The sequence below is a fragment of the Legionella nigrisilvae genome (assembly GCF_977063395.2).
Window position 1 is genome coordinate 478,159 of sequence record NZ_CDRUGZ020000038.1, and the last position, 22,112, is coordinate 500,270.

Here is a 22,112-nt window from a genome sequence, read left to right on the forward strand (position 1 = left end):
TTTTTTTAGGCTATTCTTAGAAATCATAAGCAGTGAAAAGGATTAACATGAGCTTTAAAGATAAAGTGGCCATTCTTGGCAGTTCTCGCACGCCCTTTGTGAAATCGCAAACCTACTATTTAGGGAAATCCAATCAGGATTTGTTAGGTGCTGCATTGGCAGATCTGATCAATAAAACTAAAATTCAGGGTGAAATATTGGGTGATTTTATTGCCGGAGCCATTATGAATCATCCTTTTGATTGGAATCTGGCGCGCGAAACGGTTTTAGGGAGCTCCCTATCACCAGAAACCCCAGGATTAACCATCCAACGTGCCTGCGGTACTGGTTTAGAATCTATCAATTTGATTGCACTCAAAATTGCCAGTGGACAAATTACTGCGGGAATAGGTGGCGGGACGGATACCAATTCAGATACCCCATTAATTGGTCAAAGAAAATTAACCCATTTTTTAATTAAATTTCAACAAGCAAAAAGCTTTAAAGAAAAACTTGGTATGCTCAAAGAGTTCCGCTTAGGCATGTTAAAACCTCAATTACCCGAGGTTCGCGAACCCCGAACAGGTCTATCCATGGGAGATCATTGTGAATTGATGGTTAAAGAATGGCAAATTTCCCGCTTAGCTCAAGATCAATTGGCTTTTCACTCACATCAACATGCAGCACAAGCCTATGATGAAGGATTTTATGATGATCTGATTACACCGGTTGATTCCTTAAAACGTGATACGATTACTCGCAAAGATACTTCTTTGGAAAAATTAGCCGCCTTAAAACCCGCTTTTGATAAATCTGATAAAGGCAGCCTAACCGCAGGAAATTCAACCCCACTCACCGATGGAGCTTCTGTGGTACTATTAGGCTCTCCTCAATGGGCTGATAGTCATCAGCTAAAACCGCTCGCTTATTTTGTTGATTGTGAATTGGCCGCGGTAGATTTTGTACATGGTGCGGGCTTATTAATGGCACCGACGATTGCAGTTTCTCGTTTATTGGCCAGAAATCGACTCACCTTACACGATTTTGATTATTATGAAATTCATGAAGCCTTTGCCGGTCAAGTACTGTGTACTTTAAAAGCCTGGGAATCCCCTGAATATTGTCAAAAGGTTTTGAACCTCAAAAAACCTTTAGGGAGTATTGATCCGCAAAAAATGAATATTAAAGGCGGGAGCCTTGCTTTAGGTCATCCATTTGCAGCTACAGGTGGACGATTAGTCGGTGCTGCAGCCAAAATACTTGCCGATAGAGGGCAAGGGCGTATTCTTTTAAGCGTTTGTACAGCCGGAGGGATGGGTGTTGCAGCTATTATTGAACGTTAGCTCAGCGTACCAATCCTTACGATCCAGAGACCCAAAACCTGGGTTTGATTTTAAAACCCAGGTGCCTTGGTAATTCAAACAATTGTAAAAGATCTTACCTCTGGATGAACTCTTTCGCTATGAAGCTCTTTGGTTTTACGGGCAAAAAAATTACTTGCCAGATAGGCACTAACACCCACCGTTGAAGAAACTGCCTCCGTAACAGCCAAAGGTGGTTTTTGTTCTTCATTATTTCGTTTGAAGAAAAAACCGCCCCCATAAGTCGCGTTTGCTGCTACATTAATGGTTTTTGTAAGCAACACATTTAAATCACCAAAATACAGTGGGACTGTGAAATTACTGTTCCCTAAATTAATTCCTATTTTAAAAGGTTCTGCGATTACCGGTCCATTATAATGTGCACCCCTCACATGCTCTTCGCTATGAGGTGGGTAAGTAATACTAGGGATGCTTTTTTCTGAAAAATGGAGAAATGCTGCGGTAACGGTATGGCTTAACATGGCATTGGCTATAGCTCCCGTAAACGCTTCCGCACCTACAAATGCATATTCTTTGTAACTAGGCTTAGCAATTTGTATGCCTTTCGTGCATGCATAGGAACGCCGCTCTTCCCTATTTTGTTGCCAATGATTAATACTGGCACCTAAAGTTTTTAAAGCGACACCTGAGGCGACACAAATAGTACTGGCAGTTTGCAACGTTCCGGCATTAATATAATCAGTAAGATTGTACGTGGTGCCATTATTTATATCTTTACCGTAAGACAAAGGAAACGATTCAGTAAAGCGATAGTTGTCCAAATTTATAAGGTCTACGCCTAGGGTAAAGTTACCCTTGGCTTCTACAGAGCCATAATAGGATGCGCTCACATCGTGTAAAGAAAGCGCATTAGAAACTGCAAATGCGGCACCGCCAAGAGTACATGCTAATGTAGCGCAGAGATTCACAGTATCTGCTACTGAATGAACTGCGGTATCCAACACCCAATTTGTTGCCGTCCAAAATTTATCCATCCACCGCATAAACATACCTTTTATTGATCGAAAAAAAACTCGCTCTGTTACTTAGCGAGTCGAATATGACGAATTTTTGTCTGAATAATCAGAACATAACTATTTCAACTGGTCAATATTATTTACAAGCTGAGCTATGATATTGCTTGGAGAATGTAAAAAAATTGCTCGTCGTATGTTCGGCTAGAAGTGACGCAAATAGGAATTTACCTCATTGGCACGATTTGTAAACAACCAATTGATCCCTCGATTGAGTTCTCTGTATAAACTATATTTAGAATCAACCATCCCCACCCCAATGATTTGTTGAGCGGCCTTTAACCTGTTAAGGGTTTTGTTATTAATCATAAAATAATGACCTAATACCCCGCCATAATTCTCTTTTAAACTCACATTACAAAATTGATGTACATTGTCATGAACTGCAACCAACAACAGGGCATTTTTTGGAAATTGCGACAAAGAAGAAAAAATCTGCGAATCCAAGGTAAGCAGATGATAATCCTCAACGGCAGATAGTCCCTGTAACGATTGGCTTAAGGCTTCCCCGTCCTCAAACGGCTCTTTTAATTCGATAAGTAAATGCATACTGCCCCCATAAGCAGCGATAACTTCATCCAGGGTAGGTACCTCGGGAACGAGAGCACGTAGTTCATTGAACTTTAGATGGGAAATCATTTGATCATGCCCCCATAGTCGCTTTAATGTGGCATCATGATTTACCACCAACACTTTATCTGCTGTAGCGCGTACATCAAATTCAATACCCCAACATCCCAATTCTTTTGCCAAATTAAATGCCGCAAGCGTATTTTCCATGATGCCTTGAGCATGATTGTGCGCTCCTCGGTGAGCAATCAACCGCGCGCTCTTTATGGTTTCTAAAGAGGGCTTGTTTCTGGGCATAAGAGCAAAATAACTATCCACTGTTTTTTGCAAAAAATTAAGTAACACGATGATATCCTAATGTTTTTATCCTTTTATTCTAAACAGGGAACATTGAAAACGCAAAAATAGCTGATTTCTCTTGCAACTTGTGTAAAAATAATAGACTTTTTAAGTTGATGAACAGTCTATGCCATTAATCACCACCGATATTAATCGGGCGATTTACGATTTAAAAGCAGGGAAACCTGTAGCCATCCCTACCGAAACGGTCTATGGATTAGCTGCACCTATTAATAATGAACAGGCAATTAGAGCAGTTTTTGCAATGAAGGAGCGCCCATTAAATCATCCTTTGATTGTTCATGTGGCTCCCAACTGGGATCTCAACAAGCTAGTTCAAGATATACCTCCTTATGCCCAGCAGCTCATTAAAGCATTTTGGCCAGGCCCTCTAACCCTGGTATTGCATTACAAGCCGGATCAAATTAATCCATTAATTACGGGTGGCCAAAATACCGTAGCCATTAGATGCCCGGCCCACCCCGTAGCCCAGGAATTATTAACCAAATTAGACATCCCTTTAGTTGCTCCCTCTGCCAACCCTTTTGGGAAAGTCAGCCCCACAACGGCACAGCATGTCAGTGAATCATTCCCTGACAAAGAATTAACCATTTTAGATGGAGGCCGCTGTACCGTAGGTATTGAATCGACTATTATTGATGCGACGCATGTGGAAAATTATCAAATTTTACGGCATGGACTACTCGATGAAAAAGCCATCGCAAAAGTGATTGCAACTCCGTCATTTCACCATGAAAATACACTCCGAGTTCCAGGTAAATTAGAAAGTCATTACCAACCCCATAAAACCCTATATTATTTTTCTTGCTACGATACACTTGCAGCTTTTTGCACAAAAAATTCTGAGAAAGTCTATGTCATGGCTAGTAATCGGCCCATAGGGATCCGCGAAGATCATTTTCATCTCTTAGAAAGCCATCCTAAAAAGGTAGCCTTTGATTTGTATTATCAATTAAGAAAAGCCGACGCATCCGATGCGGAGATTATTGCAATCGAACTCCCGCCTCCTACAGGAGAATGGCAAGGAGTAAGAGAGCGTATTTTAAAAGCAGGAACTTCTTATTCCAATTAATCTGAATATGATGACTTCAATAATTAGAAAAAGCATTGACAGATCAGCAAAATATGAGTAACTTAGCGCCACAATGCCGAGGTGGTGGAATTGGTAGACACGCTAGCTTCAGGTGCTAGTGGGGGCAACTCCGTGGAGGTTCGAGTCCTCTTCTCGGTACCATTGTTCACTTAGAACACTCCAAATTATACTTACTTTTGTTCCAGATTACGCACTCATTCTCCTTAAATACTACTCCTATCTCCTGGTTTTGCTGTTGTAGGCGATGTGGTTGATGGTGTGGGTGTTGGTTTAGTGGGTTTATTAGGAGGGTCTAAAAGATTATTCGTGTAAAAATCAAGGCCAATGCAATTCCCCATTTTTTTGCTCCATAAGGATACATTTTTTTCGTTTATATTTTGGGGGAGCTCTGAATAAAACTCAGTTTGACATTTATCAAAACTTGCAGGAATTAATGTCACACATTTATCATAGTTTATATTTGCATTTTGCAACAAGGTATTGGTCTTTGGATCATCAACTAAGCGACGACACATCTTTGATGGGGCGAGTTCTTTAAAAGCAGTAAGCCATTCATCCTTAGACAAGCTCTTATTCGGTGTTGCCAGCGCAATGGCCGAAAAAAATATACTGCTCATACCCATTATGCTGACTAAACCTTTTTGAGACATGATAGTTATTCCCTTAATAGTATTCATTAAAGGATAGACTTAAATAATTTGTTTTTCATAAATTTGGTACAGGATATTTTTATTACTTTATAAATTGCTATGGAATTCCACTGGGAAACATACCTCGCGAAAGCGTATAATAGATCGACCCTAAAAGGAGGAGCTCATGGACATCATTATTGGCGGCGGAACGGGATTAGTAGGTCAAATATTAGTACCAGCATTACTGCAGTCCGAACATAATATTTATGTGATTGGACGAGATAAAGAAAAAATTAAACATATCTTCCCAAATACCATCCATGCTGTCACTTGGGATGAGCTTCATACATTAGATCCGAATGAATTTGATGTGATTATTAATTTGACTGGCGAAAACATTGCAGAGCATCGATGGAGTATGAAAACCAAAGAAAAATTACTTTCCAGTCGTATTGAAACAACCAACCAATTGGTACTTTGGGGTAGCAAAGCTACAACCAAGAAACCGCATTTGTATAATGCCAGTGCGGTGAGCATTTATGGTTTACAGAAAAAACTAGCTCAAGACAATATTACATTTTCTGAAACAACGCCCGCACTTAGCACGGCTAAAACCAGCTTTGCAACGCAACTGGTTACTCAGTGGGAAGATGCGGCGAGAAGAGGCTTTGATGCGGGTATGCCTGTTACGTTAATGCGTTTTGGCGTCGTATTAAAACGTGGGGAAGGTATGTTAAAAAAATTGGAATTACCTGCTCAATATGGGATGGGAGCAGTGATTGGTTCTGGTGAACAACCCCTCGCATGGATTGATAGCACTGACCTGGTTGAGGCGATACAGTTTTTGTTATCAAATCCAAAAATAACAGGGCCAATTAACCTGGTCGCACCACAGCAGGTGTCACAAAAAACGTTTACCAAGACGCTCGCACAGGTACTTGGAAAACCGGCGTTCCTATGGATGCCTGCATGGGCAACAAAGCTTTTATTTGGTCAAATGAGTGAGGAATTATTACTATCAGGACAGACTGTAAACCCGCAGCGACTGGCAGAATATCAATTTAATTTCAAATATCCCACTTTATTATCCGCTTTAACTAAAGAATTTAGAGGTGAAGAATTACCATGAGTCTACGCATATTATCCTTAGATGAAGTCAAGCAAAGCATCACCATGAGCCAAGCAATAAAGGCGATGGAAAATGCATTTATTCAATTGGCTAAGCAGCAAGTTAAATTACCATTAAGAACAGGTATCCCAATTGAGGAAGAAGAGGCGCTCACTTTAACTATGCCTGCATATCTAGCCCAAGATAAAACATTAGGTTTAAAAGTGGTTTCTATTTTTCCCAAAAATAGCACGCGCAACAAACCCGCTATTACCGGTTTTATTATGTTACTGGATTCAACTACTGGCGAACCGCAGGCGCTCATGGATGCCAGTTATCTCACTGCGTTAAGAACAGGAGCAGTTTCTGGATTAGCAACCCAATATTTTGCCACAGATGATGCAAGCCATGTTGCACTCATCGGTTCAGGAGTTCAAGCGGAGACTCAACTGCAAGCTGTCGCCACTGTGCGTGATATAAAGCAAGTATCTGTCTGGTCAAGGAATATTAAGAATGCAGAACAATTTGCAGCTCAATTCGCCAACCAATATCACATCAATGTATATGATCATATTTCTTCAGCGGTTAAAGATGCAGACATTATCTGTACGGCCACTGCCAGCACCGAGCCATTAATTCACTTGCGCGACCTGAAGCCCCATGTCCATATTAATGCCATAGGCTCACATACCGCTATGATGAAAGAAATCAGTAGTGAAGTATTAAACCATGCTGTTGTGGTTGTTGATCAATTAAGTGCGGTTATGGCTGAAGCAGGGGAAATCATTAGTGCAATACAGCAAAATCAATTAAAACAAGAGGATATTATTGAGATAGGTAATTGGCTACTCAGTAAGGATGTAGAATATAAAAAACAAATCAGCGTGTTCAAATCAGTAGGGCTCTCAATACAAGACCTAGGTGTTGCTTCGGTTGTGTATCAGAATGCTATAAACAACCATCTAGGAACGTTGTTTAACTTAAACTAACGAAAGTAAAGGAACCGTATCAATTTTAGCTTCGTCTCACCAGGCTACAGTTTAATCGCTCTAAACAGGTCATCATAAGTGTTTAAGACGAGGCGCCCCCTATTTTTAGCGGGCTATTTTAGTTCTCCTAACGCTTCACCTAAGCGTATAGGACTTCCTGCTTGCAAAGCGTCACTCCAATGCACTTGCGCACCGTTTGCAAACATCAAGACTACCGTGGAGCCTAATTTAAAGTAGCCCATTTCATCACCTTGAACCATTTTCTTTTGTTTCTTATCCTTGTTGTATTCGAAATCAACACGATTTTTACTCCGTTTGATGTCCCCATGCCAACTGGTTCCTATCGCTCCAACTATAGTGGCTCCCACCATCACCATCACCATAGGACCTACCTTGGTAGAAAAAAAGATTGCCAGCCGTGCATTTCGCGCAAATAATTTTGGCACAACCCGAACGGTTGAAGGTTGTACTGAAAATAAAGCTCCGGGGATATAGGTCATCGATACGATTTCAGCATCCATTGGCATATGCACCCGATGATAATCTTTCGGTGATAAATAAATTGTTGCAAAACGTCCATTTACAAATTCGGCTGCCCTATCTGTATCACATGCTAAAAGATCTGCGACTGAATAATAACGACCTTTTGCCTGAATTAATTGACCTTGCTCTATAGTTCCTAGTTCGCTTATGCAACCATCTACCGGTGAGATAATGTCTGCCTTAGCCAATGGCCTACATTCTGGTTTTAAATGGCGGATAAAAAAATCATTAAAACATGTGTATGCAGTGGGATCTTCAATTAAAGCCTCACTCATGTTAACCTGATATTTTCGTATAAATCTCTGAATAATATAGTTTTTTACTTTGACATTTTTTACTTCAGCCAAACAACCTGCGAGAGTTGTAAGGCCATGTTGAGGGATCAGATATTGAGGTAATGTTTTTATTAAGTCAAAAGACATGTGAAACTCGCACCGCGTTTTTAGAAAAGGGGATAATAACCTATACTTCCCGTGGTCACAAATACAGCGGTGTTGTATCCTTACTATGATTCGATTCGCCAGAGGTAATTTGTAACTGACGATGCGAAGCAGAAATCGTTTCACGATGATATTTCAGATTGGCAAGATAAAACGCTTTATGCGTATCAGTCATTTGAAATCGATCAACTACTTGATATTTTTGCTCCTGCAACATCATCGGATATTTAGAAACTTCTCTTTTAATTGTTTCTACTATTTTGACAAATAAACACTCATTTAATGTTGAGCTCTCACCTCCATTCATAAAAATCATGGCAAGTGCTTTCGAATTACAATTTCCTTCTATATACCCTTCTACTTCCGATCTCCTGGATACCCCTATAAGGTTGCCCCATGTTTTTGATTCATATTTTGTTAAAGTAGAATTGATTAAGCTCTTAAATGATTTAGAAGTTAGGGTATCTACCCAATCATAAATCGCCTTATACATCATGTTCATGCCTCCATCGCTATAAGGGTGAGTAAATCGCTTGTTTTCCTTCGCAAATGAAACCACATCTCTCGTAAAATCGGCGATTCCCTTTTCAAAACTCTTATCTTTATCCCTAATTGCCAAGTCTATACTGGGTATAGGATGTTTTTGCAACATAAGAGGAGTAAGCCCCAGGATTAGTTGAGTATTCAATGCGCCGTTATCTAGAGGTCCTGAGCTTAAAACATAAGCCAAGCGATTATCACCACTTTCATTTCCGCTTGTCTTTAAATATTGCCTAACCGGTTCGGCTCGTTGCCGAAATGATATTAAAGGTAATAAAGGTGCATATTTTTTATCGATAATTTCGTTAATATAACGTTCTAATTCCTCAGGCTTAAGGCTTTTTGCCCAAACAAATAACGAATCATGATATTGTTTTTTCACATCTTCATGGGTAAAAGGCAATACATCCCTTTTTACGGAAAGCAAAGCTTTTTCCATAAGCTCATCGGTAGTAGTCAAATGCAATTGGAAACTAACCTGTTCCGCTAGCAACTTAAGACTTGAAGCAATACCATTAAATTCAGCAGCATGAGTTGTCGTATTGGCTAAAGCTTGGCGAATTTTTAAGTTATACGTTTGATAAAGTAAGCTGAGCTTATTGGAAAATTCAAGATTGTCTTCTTCGGTAAGATCTTTACGTTCTTTTTCATAATACGCTTTGGTGACCGCACGAAATTCATTAACAAATGCGACCATTGATAATACTGCATCTCGTAATTTACTGTCTTTATCCACACTAATTTTTGATTCAATGGTTTCAGCAGACAGTAAAGGGAGGTTGCCAAATAACTCCCATGCATTGGTTAAGGTTTCATCGGTGGCGTTTTTACTTACCAACTCGGAAATTTGTACATAAGGGGGATTAGTAGCTTCTTTAAGTAAAGCGTTTGTTAGTCGGTAGGAGCTGTAGATCAACTCTTTCATTATAGGGGCAAATGCATCACGCCAAACTTGATGATAACGGTTTTGCAATTCACCAAGATCATACTTAAGCGTCTCTTCTTTTGCAAAGTTGGTTGCATTTTCTTTTTTGGTCCATTCTTCTACCTTGCGGTAAAAAGAGGGTTTTTGATAGAGCGCCAAATACGTAGGCGGTAACGGTAAACCATAGCCGTTATCCATACATCCCATATAAAAAACTACAACTCGGTACAAATTATCATAATGTTCCTGATATAAACTCATCATAAAATCAACAAATGATTCTGTATTTGTTTTTTCATTACAAAAACGAGGATACATCTCTTCATATTTTGCCCTTAAACTGGGATCAGTTTCATCTAATGAAGTGTAGTTTAAAGGTAAATCCCCGAAGAGTTCCGTTAAGCGCTTGCGTTGTACCTCGGGCTGAAAGGTTAATAGAGCCTTCAAAGCTGCAGCCAGCTTTTGTTCTTGGGCAACCGAATTTTGCGCCAAACGTGCGAACTCAACTGGGTCTGCATAAGCTTTAGGCAATCGTTTAAGCGCGAGTTCTTGTACCCCAGGTATAATCACCGGAATAGTCTCTTGCCCCGGATGGGTATAATGTGGCCAATGATAAGGCATAGAGTCTTGAACATTAGGAAAAGTCTCATAATCACGAACAGTTAGGGTAATGTGCTTTTTGGGAACACCGATTACTGATCTTGGTTCTTTCATATAGATAGTGAACCAATAGAAAAACATGTCAAAATCGATATCACCGTTTAAACTCAGGTTATGCGGATGCGCATCATCATCATCAAGAAACCATCTGCCGAGCAAAAGTTCCATGATGTTTTTCTCAATAAGTGTTTTTACACTAGGAGCAACTTGTTCCTTTAAAGTACTATTTATAGGAATCCCTTCTTTAGCAAAATGAAAGGGCTTGAAGTCTTCAACACCAATGGAGAGCGTTCCGATTAATTTATCTTGGGTGTGGCCTCTTTTTGCGGTAATTTCTAGAATATGACTCTTTACCGTTTGAAGCTGCTCTAGAGTGAACGGTTGTTCCGGCTTAAAATCGGGAATATCTTTGATTAAAATGGTATCTTCTTTTACCAATCCCTCTGGAGTTTTAACCACGTATTTCAGAGAATCATCGTGATCTAATTTAATATAAAGGGTGTTTTCTTTTTGGGGGCTATTCGATTCAAGGTTATCAGATAATAATTCTATATCATATTGCTCAAATACTAAGCGTTCTTCGGCAGATCTTTTTCCTTGAAACAACCTCTTGAATGAGGAAGTCGCTACACTTATTTTGGCTAATAATTCGGGGTAGTGATTTTTTGGTTCTAATCTTTTAAAAAAAGCTTTCTTGGTAACGCCATCTTCTTCAAAAGTAACGTGAAATGTTTGATGCGAGCTATCGGAGATAGGGTTTTTTTCAGAATAAGTGAGTTGACTATGTCTTAGCGCCTTTTTTGGAATTCCCATATGTTTAATCCATTAAATCACAGTAGTCCTTTAGAATAGTTCATATTAAGCAGAAATATTCAATAAGTTCAAGAATAATTTTCAAACAGATAACTAGGAAACTAAACAATACGCTTCAAGCTCTAGCCACATCACCAAAAAATGATCTTTAATATGATAGGCAGCTTTTTTTATTATAACTCAGCAAGTTACAGTAGAGGTCTGGAATTATAAGAATGCCCTAGCCCGGAGGGAGATAAGTTCTCGGGGCTAAGGCTGTAGCCTATAACGGCTACACTTGTTTAACTCATTTCACAACATGGATTGAATGACCACCATTCATTCTCATCCTTTGTTTCCGGCTCTATAAGCGACAGGACTTCTTTATCAAGAGCTCGGATCTCTTCTCCTGAGCTGGTTTGATTAAAAAACCAAAAATTTCCAGTCTTGTGGTATTTATATCCATTGGCCCCTAATAAGGAACAAGCGGCGATCACTATATTAGCAAGGACAATGATCGCTTTGTAGATATACGAGTCACTTTCAGGATCAACAATATCAAGTATTTTCTTTTCAGCTTTCTTTAATTCGGTACGCATGTCTTTGGCAATACTCGGATTCAAAAGCATTTTATAAGCAATAGTATATAATGAAATTCTATAGTCTGCTTCTGCTTGTTGCCATTTTTCATACGTTGCTCTATTTGAGGAATCCCCCGACAACCGCCCATGAATTATTTTACATTGTGCTTCCACACGTAAAATTACTTGGCGAAACCGTTGGGCTTTTTCATTCTCTTCCTCTGCCGCGAATTCCACCATTTCAGTTTTGAGCTTTAAATCTTGCATTTGGCTAACGCAAATAAATCGCTCCCTTAAATGTGTAGCTAAAGCCAATTGCACAGGATCGGTTATTGCAAGTACTGCATTTCCTTGGGTCTGGATCCCATTTTGTACGCCAGCATAAAGAACCTTTATTAATACCTTTCGAGTATTTTCCTCAATATGTTTCAACTGGGGTAAAAAAAGACGTAAAGCTTGCCCCTGAGAGTTTTTACCCAACACCAAGTGATATGCTTTGGGCACGATTGCGGGTCCTATCCCTCGGTCTTTTACTTCTACTTTCCCCACTCCTGATTCCCTTAATAGAAGTAGTGCTTTACTGGCTGCTTCAAGTTCTTGAGGCTTTAACTCACGTAGACGTGCGGGAACATCATGCAGACCTGAAAGCTCATTACTAAAATGCTTGAGAATTGATTCTTGCAAATGGCGGCGAGGAACTAAGGCCACTCGTTCCAGTTCTTCAATATTGTGCGTTTTTCTTTGATCCAAAGCAACCAAGGTCGAAGCCATTAAGGGATAATCCTTGGTGGCATCAATTATTCGTTGATAGCCATCCGCAGATAAAGATCCTTTGACCCAAAAAATCAAGCAAAGTCTCTTACAGTCTTCATCGGGTAGCGAATGGATAAATCTTAATTCCTCCAGTTTTTTAGGATCTTTAAAAAATTGGGGAACATCTTCCGTGAGAGCCGGTTCTAATGTTACTAAAGTATCTATTGCCTGGTAATAGGCATCATCAGATAAGATAAGACGGATTAAATCTTCAGGATAATTTTGTTGTATTAAAAAAGGAAGTAATTTAATTTGCGTCTCATTCCACATAAAACCACTGAATTTTTTTATGAACTCAAAATTCTTCAGCAGCTCCCGATTTTGTTCGAGGAGCCCTTTTTCATAAAATATGATTGTGATTTTTAACAAACTCTTATTTATCCGCTCATCATCAGTGAATTTAATTTTTAAAATTTCCTTACACAATGGGCTGGAGGGCTTCAAAAGTTGTTGAATTAAGGGAACAGGCAAAGAAAATTCATTTAGTATTTTGTAGTGAAAAAGCAAATCTATAGCTGGATTTTCTGCAAATAAATCGCGTAAATTGAAATCGCGAAAAGGAATAGACGTGCGAACTGTCGCAGCATCCTGTTCTACATGTAACTTTTTCATCAATAATGCAATACGTTGAAAACGTAAATTGATTCCATTATCTTTATTGAATGCTTTTTGTATTAAATATTTGGGCAGAGCAGAGCCAATTTGATTTAATAGTGGATCCAAAGAGGAGCCAGAAGAAATGCTGATCCCAGAGCCAGGTACTGTAATAAACGGCTGTAAATCAAAACTCGCTGCACAGATAATTTCTCGATCCTGTGGTACTGCATGTCCTTTTTTCATTAAGCCGATTATCCATTGTTTTGGATCATCCTTTCGATACAAAACCACAAGACCACAGTCTTCTTCTGCATCGTTAATGTAGGCGAAATCCTGACGAATCAACTGAGCATGATAGACTTCCAAAGTTTCATCTTTTTTCTTTAGAGGCTGGGGACCAAATAAATAGGCTAAATTACCTGCAGTCATATTACCCTGCAGAAAATGACTTCCTGATGCCTTCTTTTGCCAAATATTTAAATGTTTTATTGCTTGCGGTACAGAGCCAAGGAAATTAATGACTTCCCTATAAATTATTTTGATGCCATTTTTTTGTTCTGCAATTGCCCAGTCCTGTCCAAATGCTTGGAACATTTGTTGTGCATTTCCCTGTACGATAAAAGGCATAATTCATTTCTCAATATGACAAATTGAGAGTATTATAACCAATAATTGGCGTAAATGGTGATGATTTTTTGCTAAAATTGCATTTTTAATACCTCGTTATCCGTTTGTGAAGGCAAAGAAAACCCCCTCGTTCTCCGGCTTGTCCGCAAATCCGTCATTTCGCTCCATTTTAGAGCCTAAGGAAAGCCGCAGAAGAGTACACTTGGCAGGTCTATTTAGAAGTTACTTTATTAAATGGAACATTTACTTGGAAAAGAAAAGAACATGAAATGTAATATTATAGGTGCTGGCCGGTTGGGTAAAAATATAGCCTTATCCTTGTTTAAAGCGCAGCTCTTTTCATCCATTTCAATTTGTAACCGAAGTTTGGATAATGCCCAAAAAGCATGTCGTGAGATAGGTTTCGGCCAAGCTTTCGACAAAATAGAACGCTTACCTGCAGCAGAGGTAACCTTTATCTGTTGTAATGATGATGTTATTGAAGACGTTGTAAGAACTTTAGCTCATAGCGACACTTTAAAGCCCGGAAATTTCGTGATTCACTGTAGCGGCGTACTCAGTTCCGCTTCACTTGCCCCATTAAGAAAAAAAGACTGCTTTGTGGCGAGTTTTCATCCTTTAAAAGCATTTAAGACAAACTATCTCGAGCCCTCCGCGTTTAATCGTGTCGACTGTGTTGTGGAGGGAGACAATGAAGTATGTGAATGGTTAAAAATCCTATGTAAGCAATTGAACGCGCAACTAATTACTATTAAACCTGAAGCAAAAGCCGCATATCATGCCGCAGCCTGTATGGCTTCGAATTATTTAATTACCTTAGCAGCTTGCAGTGAAGAATTATTTCTAAAAGCGGGAATTAATAACCAACAAAGTCGGCAGATGATGGTTAATTTAATGCAAGGAAATCTAAATAATTTACTGCAAACAGAACAGATTGCAGAATCCCTAACCGGGCCCTTGGCCCGAGGCGATGCCCAAACCATCGCCTTACATTTGGACGCCATTGATAATGCAGAAATAAAGCGTTTATATCAAAGCGCCGCTTTAGCTACATTGCCGATGACGCAATTGTCTATGGAAATAAAGCAGAATATTAGCGACCTTTGTAATCTAGAGTAGCCAGAATTTTAGCCAGAGTGCTGAGGGAAACTTGGGGAATTTCGCACCAACCCTCTGGTTTAGGTCTTCGTTTCCACCAGGCTAAAATTTCACTACCACTCAGTCCTAAAATTAAATGTTATTTTAATACCATACTCCCATTGCCTACTGATGGGATTTCCTCTGGGGAAGCGTAGGGTAACTCACCAGAACGTTTTTTGGGCTCAAGAATCTTTTCTTCAACTTCCTCTTTATCTGCTTGTGCTAAACCTAACCCTGAAAGAGCTTTTATACCAGCATTGTAATCAGTGCTAACTGAGGAAGGGACAGAACTCTGTATTTCTTGTTTCTTTTCTTCATTTTCTTCATTTTCTAGCTTTTCCATACTTCCTTTCTTGAATAAATCCTTTTCCTCACTGGTTAATGTTTTTCCTTTGCCAGTAAATAAATTGTCTTCACTTAAAACCTCAAGCACCACATCTCGTGTTCGCTTATCCTGACCTTTATGTGCTTGAGTTTTGCTCGCACCGGTTGCGTCAAGCTTCATTTCCCTATCCGCCGCATTGTTGGTGTCGAATAAACCTGAATAGAATTTTCTCACACCCGAAAATGCGAATAACACTAAAGGCACTACAAGAAGCATGGGTGATATCAAAGCAATACGAGCAGTCCATTGCAAAAAGGGACTTCTAATATCTTGCACCGCTGAAAAACTGCTTACCTTTGCAGCACCACCTTGGTCCTCGCGGGAAATCGCAGCAGCACCACCATGCATGTTACATTTGCTCACTGATTTAGCTATTGCAACCCGTAATTTCTCGGGATCGGCTGTATTACCTTGTGTATAAGCTATCATTTGCTTATACACTGCGCGTTCATGATCTCTCAACCCATTTTGATTTCCTGCATGCTCCACACGCTCATGAATACTTTTTAATAACGCAAAACGTAACATAACATCCTGATTTCGTTCATTACCGCTTTTACAACCGCCAGTGGAGGCCCATTCGATATACATACTGAGAGCTTGACTGAGTTGGCCAAAGCGACTGTCCCAATGCTGATTGGTTGCAATCATGCGAGCTAGAGAATTGGAAGCTAGGGTAGGTAAGTGATTAGGTCCGATTTCATTTTTATTAGCTTCTAATTGAGTTTCGTTGTCCAACTGCGCTTTGAACCCTTCTTTAAAAGCTCTAATTTCCTTAATTAATTTTTCACCTTGCTGGGATTCAGCAAAATATAGGGGTCTGGACTTATCGTTTAGAAATTCACGATACCCCTTAAGTACTTTCGTATTTATTCCAGATAATTGTTCTTTTATTTTGTCACTAAGAAAAGCACTATTTTCTTGTAGGGTATGCAGCATTGCCATTTCGGCACTTAAGGTAATATCATCCAATTCCAAAGACCCGGTGAAATCTAAAAATCCCCGGTCCTCTCGATAACCTAAATCTCGAGTTTGACGATTGGTACCTATATTTTGTATGTATATGAAATTATTCTTTGGGGGTTGTTCTTGTTGTTGAATTTCGGCCAATTTTTCCATCTTTACTAGCTCATCTTTTAATCCCTTCAAATGACGGTCCTTGGCCAATATTGGTTCGTGTTTTGCTCTTAACCTTGAAAGCGCTGACTTCTTCTGTGCTATTTCTGAATCTTGTTGGTTTGAAATGCCCTCCTTTAAACCCCTTAACTCCTCCTCTGCTTCTCTTATAATTCCATTCGCTATCCCCACTTCAACCGTTAAATTGGGATTTTCCTTCTCAAATCTAGCGATTTGATCTCGGAGCTTTTCCACGCGTACAATCCATGGGGTATTAAAATCATGCATGGCTTGCATGATATATAGGGCACTTGCTCTTTGTCGGTTACTCTTATCTAAATATTGATCAAAAAACTCGGAGTGAAACGAAGTGAATAAGCTCTCCACAGCAGGTCCATCTTTTTCACCACGCATAGCGCGCATTTCATCATGGAGAAAACCAAATTTCTGTACTAAGTCTTTTTTTATTAACTCATCCGACATACCATGAAAAATCAGTGCTGGGGAGGGAATACGAGAGCTAACAGCAGAAGTCGGTTGCAAAACACCATCTTGATCACGATAAGTATATGTAACCCGTCTAAAGGCGGCTTGATCTTGTCGGCCTTCCTTGAAGTGAGGCTTATCATGGGCGGTATTTTCAGTACCTGTTATCAACATACCCTGTTGTAAATAGTTCGAGGTGTGAAAATAATCGAATCCTGTCGCAGTTTGATGCGTAAATGAATCTTTATTTAAGCGGCTGCTTAGATTTTGCATGTACTTTAAAATTTCATCTCGACCCAAATCTTGGGTTTTCAAATGTGTCACGACACCTTCTATGAGGATTTTTTTTGAAAAGTCAGCTAACTTAACTCGTTCTTTAGCCAAATTTTTATTAAGTTTATAAAGATCCACAATACCTTCGTTATTGGTAGCTTTGGAAACCGCATTCTTATAAGATTCAGCCACTTTATCCTGAAGAGTTAAAGCTGCTTGATGACGTATATTTTGCCAATCCTCTTTACCAATCTTAGATGGCTCTTTATCAAAATGTTCGGAGACACCCTCATAAGTTTTAACCATTAAGCACATATGAGCATAGCTTTCTTCAAAAGAGGCGACCATGCTCCCTCTTTGATGGGCCACTAGGTTTTGCCAACCATACTTCGCCACAAACATAGCACGGAGCTTTTTGAATAACTCTTCATTATTCTTAGGAGCCTTATCAATACAGCCTAAATCAATGGAACATAAGGTAGTTGATGTGGGGGTACGGCCGCCAAGTAATTTTGTGAGATCAGAGTCGATCTTGCCTTCTAGTACTTCCCTCCTGACCTTTGATTCTTGCTTATAGCGAATGCTTTCTAGTGCTTGCTTATTGAGGAGGGGTAACGCCTCTGTTATTTTATCAAGAACTTCATTTCGCTCTTCTAGGGTAAGCGTTAACTCGTAAACTAAACGTCCTTGAGGATCAAACAATAAATCTGTTTCATCCTTAACACGCTCGAAAGTTTTTTGATATAGATAATCTTGATATATGGCATTGGCTTTGGCTACCGCATATCGTTTGTTCTCAATATCTATTCCTAATTTGAGTGCATTAAAATCTTCAAGTGCGGCCTTATATTTTTTATGTCCGTCAATAACTTCTTTAATTGTTATAAATTCTTTGAGTTCGGGAGACAAATTTTGGAAGTCTGCATTTATTGCATATATCGCTTGTTGGGCAGCGCTGTTCTCACCTTTTTGTGCCGCCAGAGCGAGTAATTTCTGATATACAGCGATTTGGATTTTCGGGTCGTCTTTTGCTAGGTTTTCGAACGCTTTTAAATAATCTTCTTTACGTGCCCTAGTAATTTTGCCTACATCCTTGGCGGGGGGGGTATTGTCGACAATCGCATTGATGCTATCTAACGCCTTTTGGGCATTACTTTCCTTGCCATCTTGAGCAGCTTTATTGAGTAATTTTTCATAAATTGCGACTTGGGTAGCCGAGTCTAATTTTTTAAATACATCTAGATATTTATCATTAGCAGCACTAATAACATTATTGAAATCATGCGTTACATCCACTTCTTGAAACCAATTTGGGAGAGCATCGTTTATGCTTTTTAAGGCTTCTTTGGCAGCAGCTTGGTCGTTATTACCTTCTTCACCGGCTTTATAGAGTAATTTTTGGTAAATTGCGATTTGTACATCTACACGCCGTATTTCTTTGAACTGCTCCAGATATTGTCCATTACCCGCATTAAGAACCTTATTGAAATGTTCTAAGAATGACATCCCGACTCCTAAAATAGTCTTTATGATCATATTTTAGCATAGGAAACATTATCTAAACCTTATGTAAAGCAAAAGTGGTCAACAGAGCAGAGTGTGCCTCATGATGCATTAGTGTAGTTTTGTGAATATAGTAAATTCTAGAGTTATTTAAAAATGCCGATCAATATCCAAAAAATATACATTGTGCTCATATTTTATCATACAAATATTATGCGATCCTTAAGTTATTTAATGAAAGGATTTTGAGAAAATCAGCCGACTTCCCTTCCTCCGTCACGCGACTTGTTCGCGGATCCAGAGAATAAATTCGTACGAGGAGTAGAATTGAATGGCCAATACTCCTAATACTTAGGATGGCTAAAGTTCAACTTCTTTTTCCAAACCTTGCGGGTGAACATTTTTCTTCGCTTTTCTTTTCTCGTGCCAGGTTTGCAGCATCACAAAAAAGGCAGGGACAAAAACTACAGCGAGGCAAGTCGATGCCAACATCCCACTGCATACCGCAATGCCAATGGACTTCCGTGCATTAGCCCCAGCACCTGTTGCAAATACTAAAGGCATCACTCCCAGAATAAAGGCAAAAGAAGTCATTAAAATAGGGCGAAAACGGGTTTTAGCACCAATTACAGCAGCTTCCATAATCGATTTATTATGAAGCTCATGCTGTTCTCTTGCTACTTCAACAATTAAAATGGCGTTCTTTGCAGCCAAAGCGATCAGCAGCAATATCCCAATTTGGGTATACATATTATTAGAAAGACCCAAAGCGGACAAAGCGAGAACCGTTCCAATTAGGGCTAAGGGAACGCTTAATAGAATTGCAGCAGGAGCGATCCAGTCTTCGTATTGACCGGCAAGAATCAGATAGACTAAAACCAGTGACAAAATAAAGATATAATAACTCATATTTCCGGCAATTTTTTCCTGATAGGCAGTACTCGTCCACTCATAAGAAACACCTGCTGGCAAAACTTGCTTCGCTAAGCGCTCCATCACTTGCATGGCTTGGCCCGAACTATATCCTTGTGCCGCAGCCCCATAAATATTACTGGAAGGGTATAAATTATAAAGAGAAATGATGGACGGTCCCACGGTAGGTGACATATCAGTCAGGGTTCCCAATGGCACCATTTCACCGGATTTATTTCTAACGTAATAATTACGAACATCGCCAACCGTCATGCGAGAATCTGCATCTGCCTGAACATAAACCTGAAACACCTGTCCGAATTTTGAGAATAAATTCACATAAGAGGAGCCAAGATAGGTTTGTAAGGTATCCGATGCATCGCCCACAGAAACGCCCAAAGCTTCTGCTTTGATACGATTGATTGGCGCAGCAAGCTGAGGGACTGAAGCACGGAAAGAGGTCATCATCCTTTGTAACTCAGGTTGCTGACTTGCGTAGCGAATCAACTGATCGGTAGCCGTTTGCAATTTTTGATAATCGAATGATCCATCTTGCAACTCCACTTGCATCTGAAAACCACCCGAAGTTCCTAAACCTTGAATGGGTGGAGGAATCATAACTAAAATTTTAGCGCCAAGGGTCTTTTCCGCGATGGCATTAAGCGCTTTATACATCGACAGCAAATCCTCTTTTTTACCTCGAACACTCCAATCCTTGAACATCACATACAAAACTCCACCATTGGCAAGGCTCGAGCTGCTATCTAATAGCGAGATCCCATCAATGGTGATCACATTGGCAATTCCATCGATTTTAGATACTTGGTCGCTCAAATCACGCAATAAGGCTTCCGTGCGACCTAAACTGGCACCATCTGGAAGCTGCACGTTCATCATGGCATAACCCTGGTCTTCAAGGGGAATAAACCCAGTGGGTATACGGCTAAGGCCTAGAATTGCCAATAGCACCAAAGCAAGGCCAATGAGACAAACTGATTTATTATTATGGACCAGTCTGTCAATGAATCTGAGATAGGTATTTTCAATAGGGTAGTAATACTTATCAAATAAACGAAAAACAATATTTTTCTTTCTTTGCGGATCAATGGGCCTGAGCCATAAAGCACACTGTGTGGGCTTTAAGGTCATAGCGTTAATCGCACTAATGAACGCGGTTGCGGCGATAACCAAAGCGAACTGGGCGTACATCGCTCCAGTCAAGCCAGGCATAAAACCTGCCGGAACGAATACCGCCATTAATACCAGCGTAATACCAATAATGGGACCCATTAATTCGGCCATCGCATTAATTGCTGATTGTTTGGGTGGCGTCCCTCTTTCAATATGTTGGGTTACGCCTTCAACAATTACAATCGCATCGTCAACCACAATCCCAATTGCTAAGACCAACGCAAATAATGTCAATAAGTTAACGGAATAACCTAAGGCCAACATCGCGAAAAACGCGCCAATGATGGTTACCGGTACCGTAGTTGTAGGAACTAAAGTGGCACGTGCATTTTGTAAGAAAAGCAGAATAACAACCAGAACCAAAATGCCCGCTTCGAACAAGGTTTTATATACTTCGTCTACGGAAGCCTTCACGAAAACGGTTGTATCAAACGGGATTGAATATTCCATCCCTGGTGGAAATTTTTTTGCCATTTTCTCAACGGCTTTACGTACTTCTGTTGCCACTTGCAGTGCATTGGCTCCAGGAAGCTGGTAAATACCAATTGCCGCCGCCGGCTTGTTGTTCAGTTTCGCGATCTGATTGTAGCTGTTAGACCCAAGCTCTACACGACCCACATCGCGAATACGTACAATTTGAGCGCTACTACTTTGATTAGCCGTTTGATTGGACTGTTGTGCGATTGTTTTCACAATAATATTGGCAAATTGATCGACATCAGCAAGTTGTCCCGGAACATTCACTGTAAATTGATATGAGGCTTTACTGCTGGTAGGTGGCGCACCAATTTGCCCGGAAGAAACTTCCTGGTTTTGATGACTAATGGCTTGCAGAACATCACTTGGATTTAGGGAGTAAGCCAACATTTTTTTGGGATCAAGCCAAACACGCATCGCATATGTCCCGGTTCCAAAAATAAGCACATTTCCTACCCCAGGCAAACGCGACAACTCATCTTGCATATTAATTGCAGCATAATTATCCAGAAATAGTCCATCGTATTCATTATTTTTGGAGGTTAGGGTAATAAATTGCAGAATTGCCGTTGATTTTTGTTGGACCAAAACCCCTTGTTTTTGCACTGATTCAGGCAGCTGAGCCATGGCAGATTGGACCCGGTTTTGCACCAATACTTGGGCAAAATTAAGGTCCGTGCCGATTGCAAAAGTAACAATCAAAGTATAGGTACCATTATTCGTGCTGTTGGATTGCATATACAACATGTTTTCCACACCATTCACTTGTTGTTCAATAGGCAGAGCTACTGTTTTGATGAGTGTTTTCGCATCCGCTCCAGGGTAGGTGGTGGTTACCTGTATGGTGGGTGGGACTATGGCAGGATATTGAGATACGGGTAATATAAATACAGCTACCGCGCCCAATAGCACTATGAGTAGTGCGATAACGTTTGCCAATATAGGCCGCTCAATAAAAAATTTAGAAATCATTCTGCCGTTTTCT

Annotated in this window: 13 protein-coding genes and 1 tRNA gene; 6 read left to right on the plus strand and 8 right to left on the minus strand. The window is 39.9% G+C overall.

Annotation, left to right across the window (positions count from 1 at the left end; genetic code table 11):
* The first annotated feature begins 47 nt into the window (after positions 1-47).
* Positions 48-1,322: an acetyl-CoA C-acetyltransferase gene (locus ACWTE2_RS24485; protein WP_454784808.1), complete on the plus strand. Its 1,275-nt coding sequence runs from the start codon at positions 48-50 to the stop codon at positions 1,320-1,322.
* Positions 1,323-1,396: 74 nt separating this feature from the next.
* On the opposite strand, the gene ACWTE2_RS24490 is transcribed toward ACWTE2_RS24485, so the two are convergent.
* Positions 1,397-2,344 carry a hypothetical protein gene (locus ACWTE2_RS24490; RefSeq protein ID WP_454784809.1) on the minus strand — a complete coding sequence of 316 codons (948 nt, stop codon included), beginning with the start codon at positions 2,342-2,344 and terminating at the stop codon, positions 1,397-1,399.
* A gap of 174 nt (positions 2,345-2,518) precedes the next feature.
* Positions 2,519-3,289 carry a glycerophosphodiester phosphodiesterase gene (locus tag ACWTE2_RS24495; protein WP_454784810.1) on the minus strand — a complete coding sequence of 257 codons (771 nt, stop codon included), beginning with the start codon at positions 3,287-3,289 and terminating at the stop codon, positions 2,519-2,521.
* Positions 3,290-3,410: 121 nt separating this feature from the next.
* Between ACWTE2_RS24495 and ACWTE2_RS24500 the strand changes: the two genes are divergently transcribed.
* On the plus strand, positions 3,411-4,376 hold the full coding sequence (locus ACWTE2_RS24500; protein ID WP_454784811.1) for an L-threonylcarbamoyladenylate synthase: 966 nt from the start codon (positions 3,411-3,413) through the stop codon (positions 4,374-4,376).
* A gap of 75 nt (positions 4,377-4,451) precedes the next feature.
* Positions 4,452-4,538: transfer RNA gene (locus ACWTE2_RS24505), tRNA-Leu, on the plus strand.
* A 62-nt stretch (positions 4,539-4,600) separates the two neighbouring features.
* On the opposite strand, the gene ACWTE2_RS24510 is transcribed toward ACWTE2_RS24505, so the two are convergent.
* Positions 4,601-5,047, minus strand: a complete 447-nt coding sequence (locus tag ACWTE2_RS24510; RefSeq protein ID WP_454784812.1) for a hypothetical protein — start codon at positions 5,045-5,047, stop codon at positions 4,601-4,603.
* 166 nt (positions 5,048-5,213) lie between these two features.
* Here ACWTE2_RS24510 and ACWTE2_RS24515 point away from each other — a divergent pair, with 166 nt between their 5' ends.
* Both ACWTE2_RS24515 and ACWTE2_RS24520 read left to right on the plus strand, forming a co-directional pair.
* The gene (locus tag ACWTE2_RS24515; protein ID WP_454784813.1) at positions 5,214-6,158 is read left to right on the plus strand and encodes a TIGR01777 family oxidoreductase; all 945 of its coding nucleotides are present in this window, start codon (positions 5,214-5,216) and stop codon (positions 6,156-6,158) included.
* On the plus strand, positions 6,155-7,126 hold the full coding sequence (locus ACWTE2_RS24520; RefSeq protein ID WP_454784814.1) for an ornithine cyclodeaminase family protein: 972 nt from the start codon (positions 6,155-6,157) through the stop codon (positions 7,124-7,126). Before ACWTE2_RS24515 ends, ACWTE2_RS24520 begins: the two co-directional genes overlap by 4 nt.
* A gap of 113 nt (positions 7,127-7,239) precedes the next feature.
* Here the strand turns inward: ACWTE2_RS24520 and asd are convergent, their stop codons facing one another.
* The 3 genes from asd to ACWTE2_RS24535 form a co-directional block, all read right to left on the minus strand.
* A complete protein-coding gene (gene asd / locus ACWTE2_RS24525; RefSeq protein ID WP_454784815.1) occupies positions 7,240-8,091 on the minus strand; it encodes an archaetidylserine decarboxylase in 852 nt (283 codons plus the stop codon).
* A 55-nt stretch (positions 8,092-8,146) separates the two neighbouring features.
* Positions 8,147-11,047 carry a hypothetical protein gene (locus ACWTE2_RS24530; RefSeq protein ID WP_454784816.1) on the minus strand — a complete coding sequence of 967 codons (2,901 nt, stop codon included), beginning with the start codon at positions 11,045-11,047 and terminating at the stop codon, positions 8,147-8,149.
* Between the two features lie 281 nt (positions 11,048-11,328).
* The gene (locus ACWTE2_RS24535; RefSeq protein WP_454784817.1) at positions 11,329-13,644 is read right to left on the minus strand and encodes a hypothetical protein; all 2,316 of its coding nucleotides are present in this window, start codon (positions 13,642-13,644) and stop codon (positions 11,329-11,331) included.
* Positions 13,645-13,878: 234 nt separating this feature from the next.
* Here ACWTE2_RS24535 and ACWTE2_RS24540 point away from each other — a divergent pair, with 234 nt between their 5' ends.
* Positions 13,879-14,763: a Rossmann-like and DUF2520 domain-containing protein gene (locus tag ACWTE2_RS24540; RefSeq protein ID WP_454784818.1), complete on the plus strand. Its 885-nt coding sequence runs from the start codon at positions 13,879-13,881 to the stop codon at positions 14,761-14,763.
* Positions 14,764-14,881: 118 nt separating this feature from the next.
* Here the strand turns inward: ACWTE2_RS24540 and ACWTE2_RS24545 are convergent, their stop codons facing one another.
* Together ACWTE2_RS24545 and ACWTE2_RS24550 are read right to left on the minus strand one after the other, a co-directional pair.
* Positions 14,882-18,550: a hypothetical protein gene (locus ACWTE2_RS24545; RefSeq protein WP_454784819.1), complete on the minus strand. Its 3,669-nt coding sequence runs from the start codon at positions 18,548-18,550 to the stop codon at positions 14,882-14,884.
* A gap of 357 nt (positions 18,551-18,907) precedes the next feature.
* Positions 18,908-22,099 carry an efflux RND transporter permease subunit gene (locus ACWTE2_RS24550; RefSeq protein ID WP_454784820.1) on the minus strand — a complete coding sequence of 1,064 codons (3,192 nt, stop codon included), beginning with the start codon at positions 22,097-22,099 and terminating at the stop codon, positions 18,908-18,910.
* Positions 22,100-22,112: the final 13 nt, after the last annotated feature.

Excerpts from the sequence above, each read along its gene's own strand:
- ACWTE2_RS24485 (WP_454784808.1), top strand. The coding sequence starts at position 48 with ATGAGCTTTAAAGATAAAGTGGCCATTCTTGGCAGTTCTCGCACGCCC.
- ACWTE2_RS24490 (WP_454784809.1), bottom strand. The coding sequence starts at position 2,344 with ATGCGGTGGATGGATAAATTTTGGACGGCAACAAATTGGGTGTTGGAT.
- ACWTE2_RS24500 (WP_454784811.1), top strand. The coding sequence starts at position 3,411 with ATGCCATTAATCACCACCGATATTAATCGGGCGATTTACGATTTAAAA.
- ACWTE2_RS24510 (WP_454784812.1), bottom strand. The coding sequence starts at position 5,047 with ATGTCTCAAAAAGGTTTAGTCAGCATAATGGGTATGAGCAGTATATTT.
- ACWTE2_RS24515 (WP_454784813.1), top strand. The coding sequence starts at position 5,214 with ATGGACATCATTATTGGCGGCGGAACGGGATTAGTAGGTCAAATATTA.
- ACWTE2_RS24520 (WP_454784814.1), top strand. The coding sequence starts at position 6,155 with ATGAGTCTACGCATATTATCCTTAGATGAAGTCAAGCAAAGCATCACC.
- asd (WP_454784815.1), bottom strand. The coding sequence starts at position 8,091 with ATGTCTTTTGACTTAATAAAAACATTACCTCAATATCTGATCCCTCAA.
- ACWTE2_RS24530 (WP_454784816.1), bottom strand. The coding sequence starts at position 11,047 with ATGGGAATTCCAAAAAAGGCGCTAAGACATAGTCAACTCACTTATTCT.
- ACWTE2_RS24535 (WP_454784817.1), bottom strand. The coding sequence starts at position 13,644 with ATGCCTTTTATCGTACAGGGAAATGCACAACAAATGTTCCAAGCATTT.
- ACWTE2_RS24540 (WP_454784818.1), top strand. The coding sequence starts at position 13,879 with ATGGAACATTTACTTGGAAAAGAAAAGAACATGAAATGTAATATTATA.
- ACWTE2_RS24545 (WP_454784819.1), bottom strand. The coding sequence starts at position 18,550 with ATGTCATTCTTAGAACATTTCAATAAGGTTCTTAATGCGGGTAATGGA.
- ACWTE2_RS24550 (WP_454784820.1), bottom strand. The coding sequence starts at position 22,099 with ATGATTTCTAAATTTTTTATTGAGCGGCCTATATTGGCAAACGTTATC.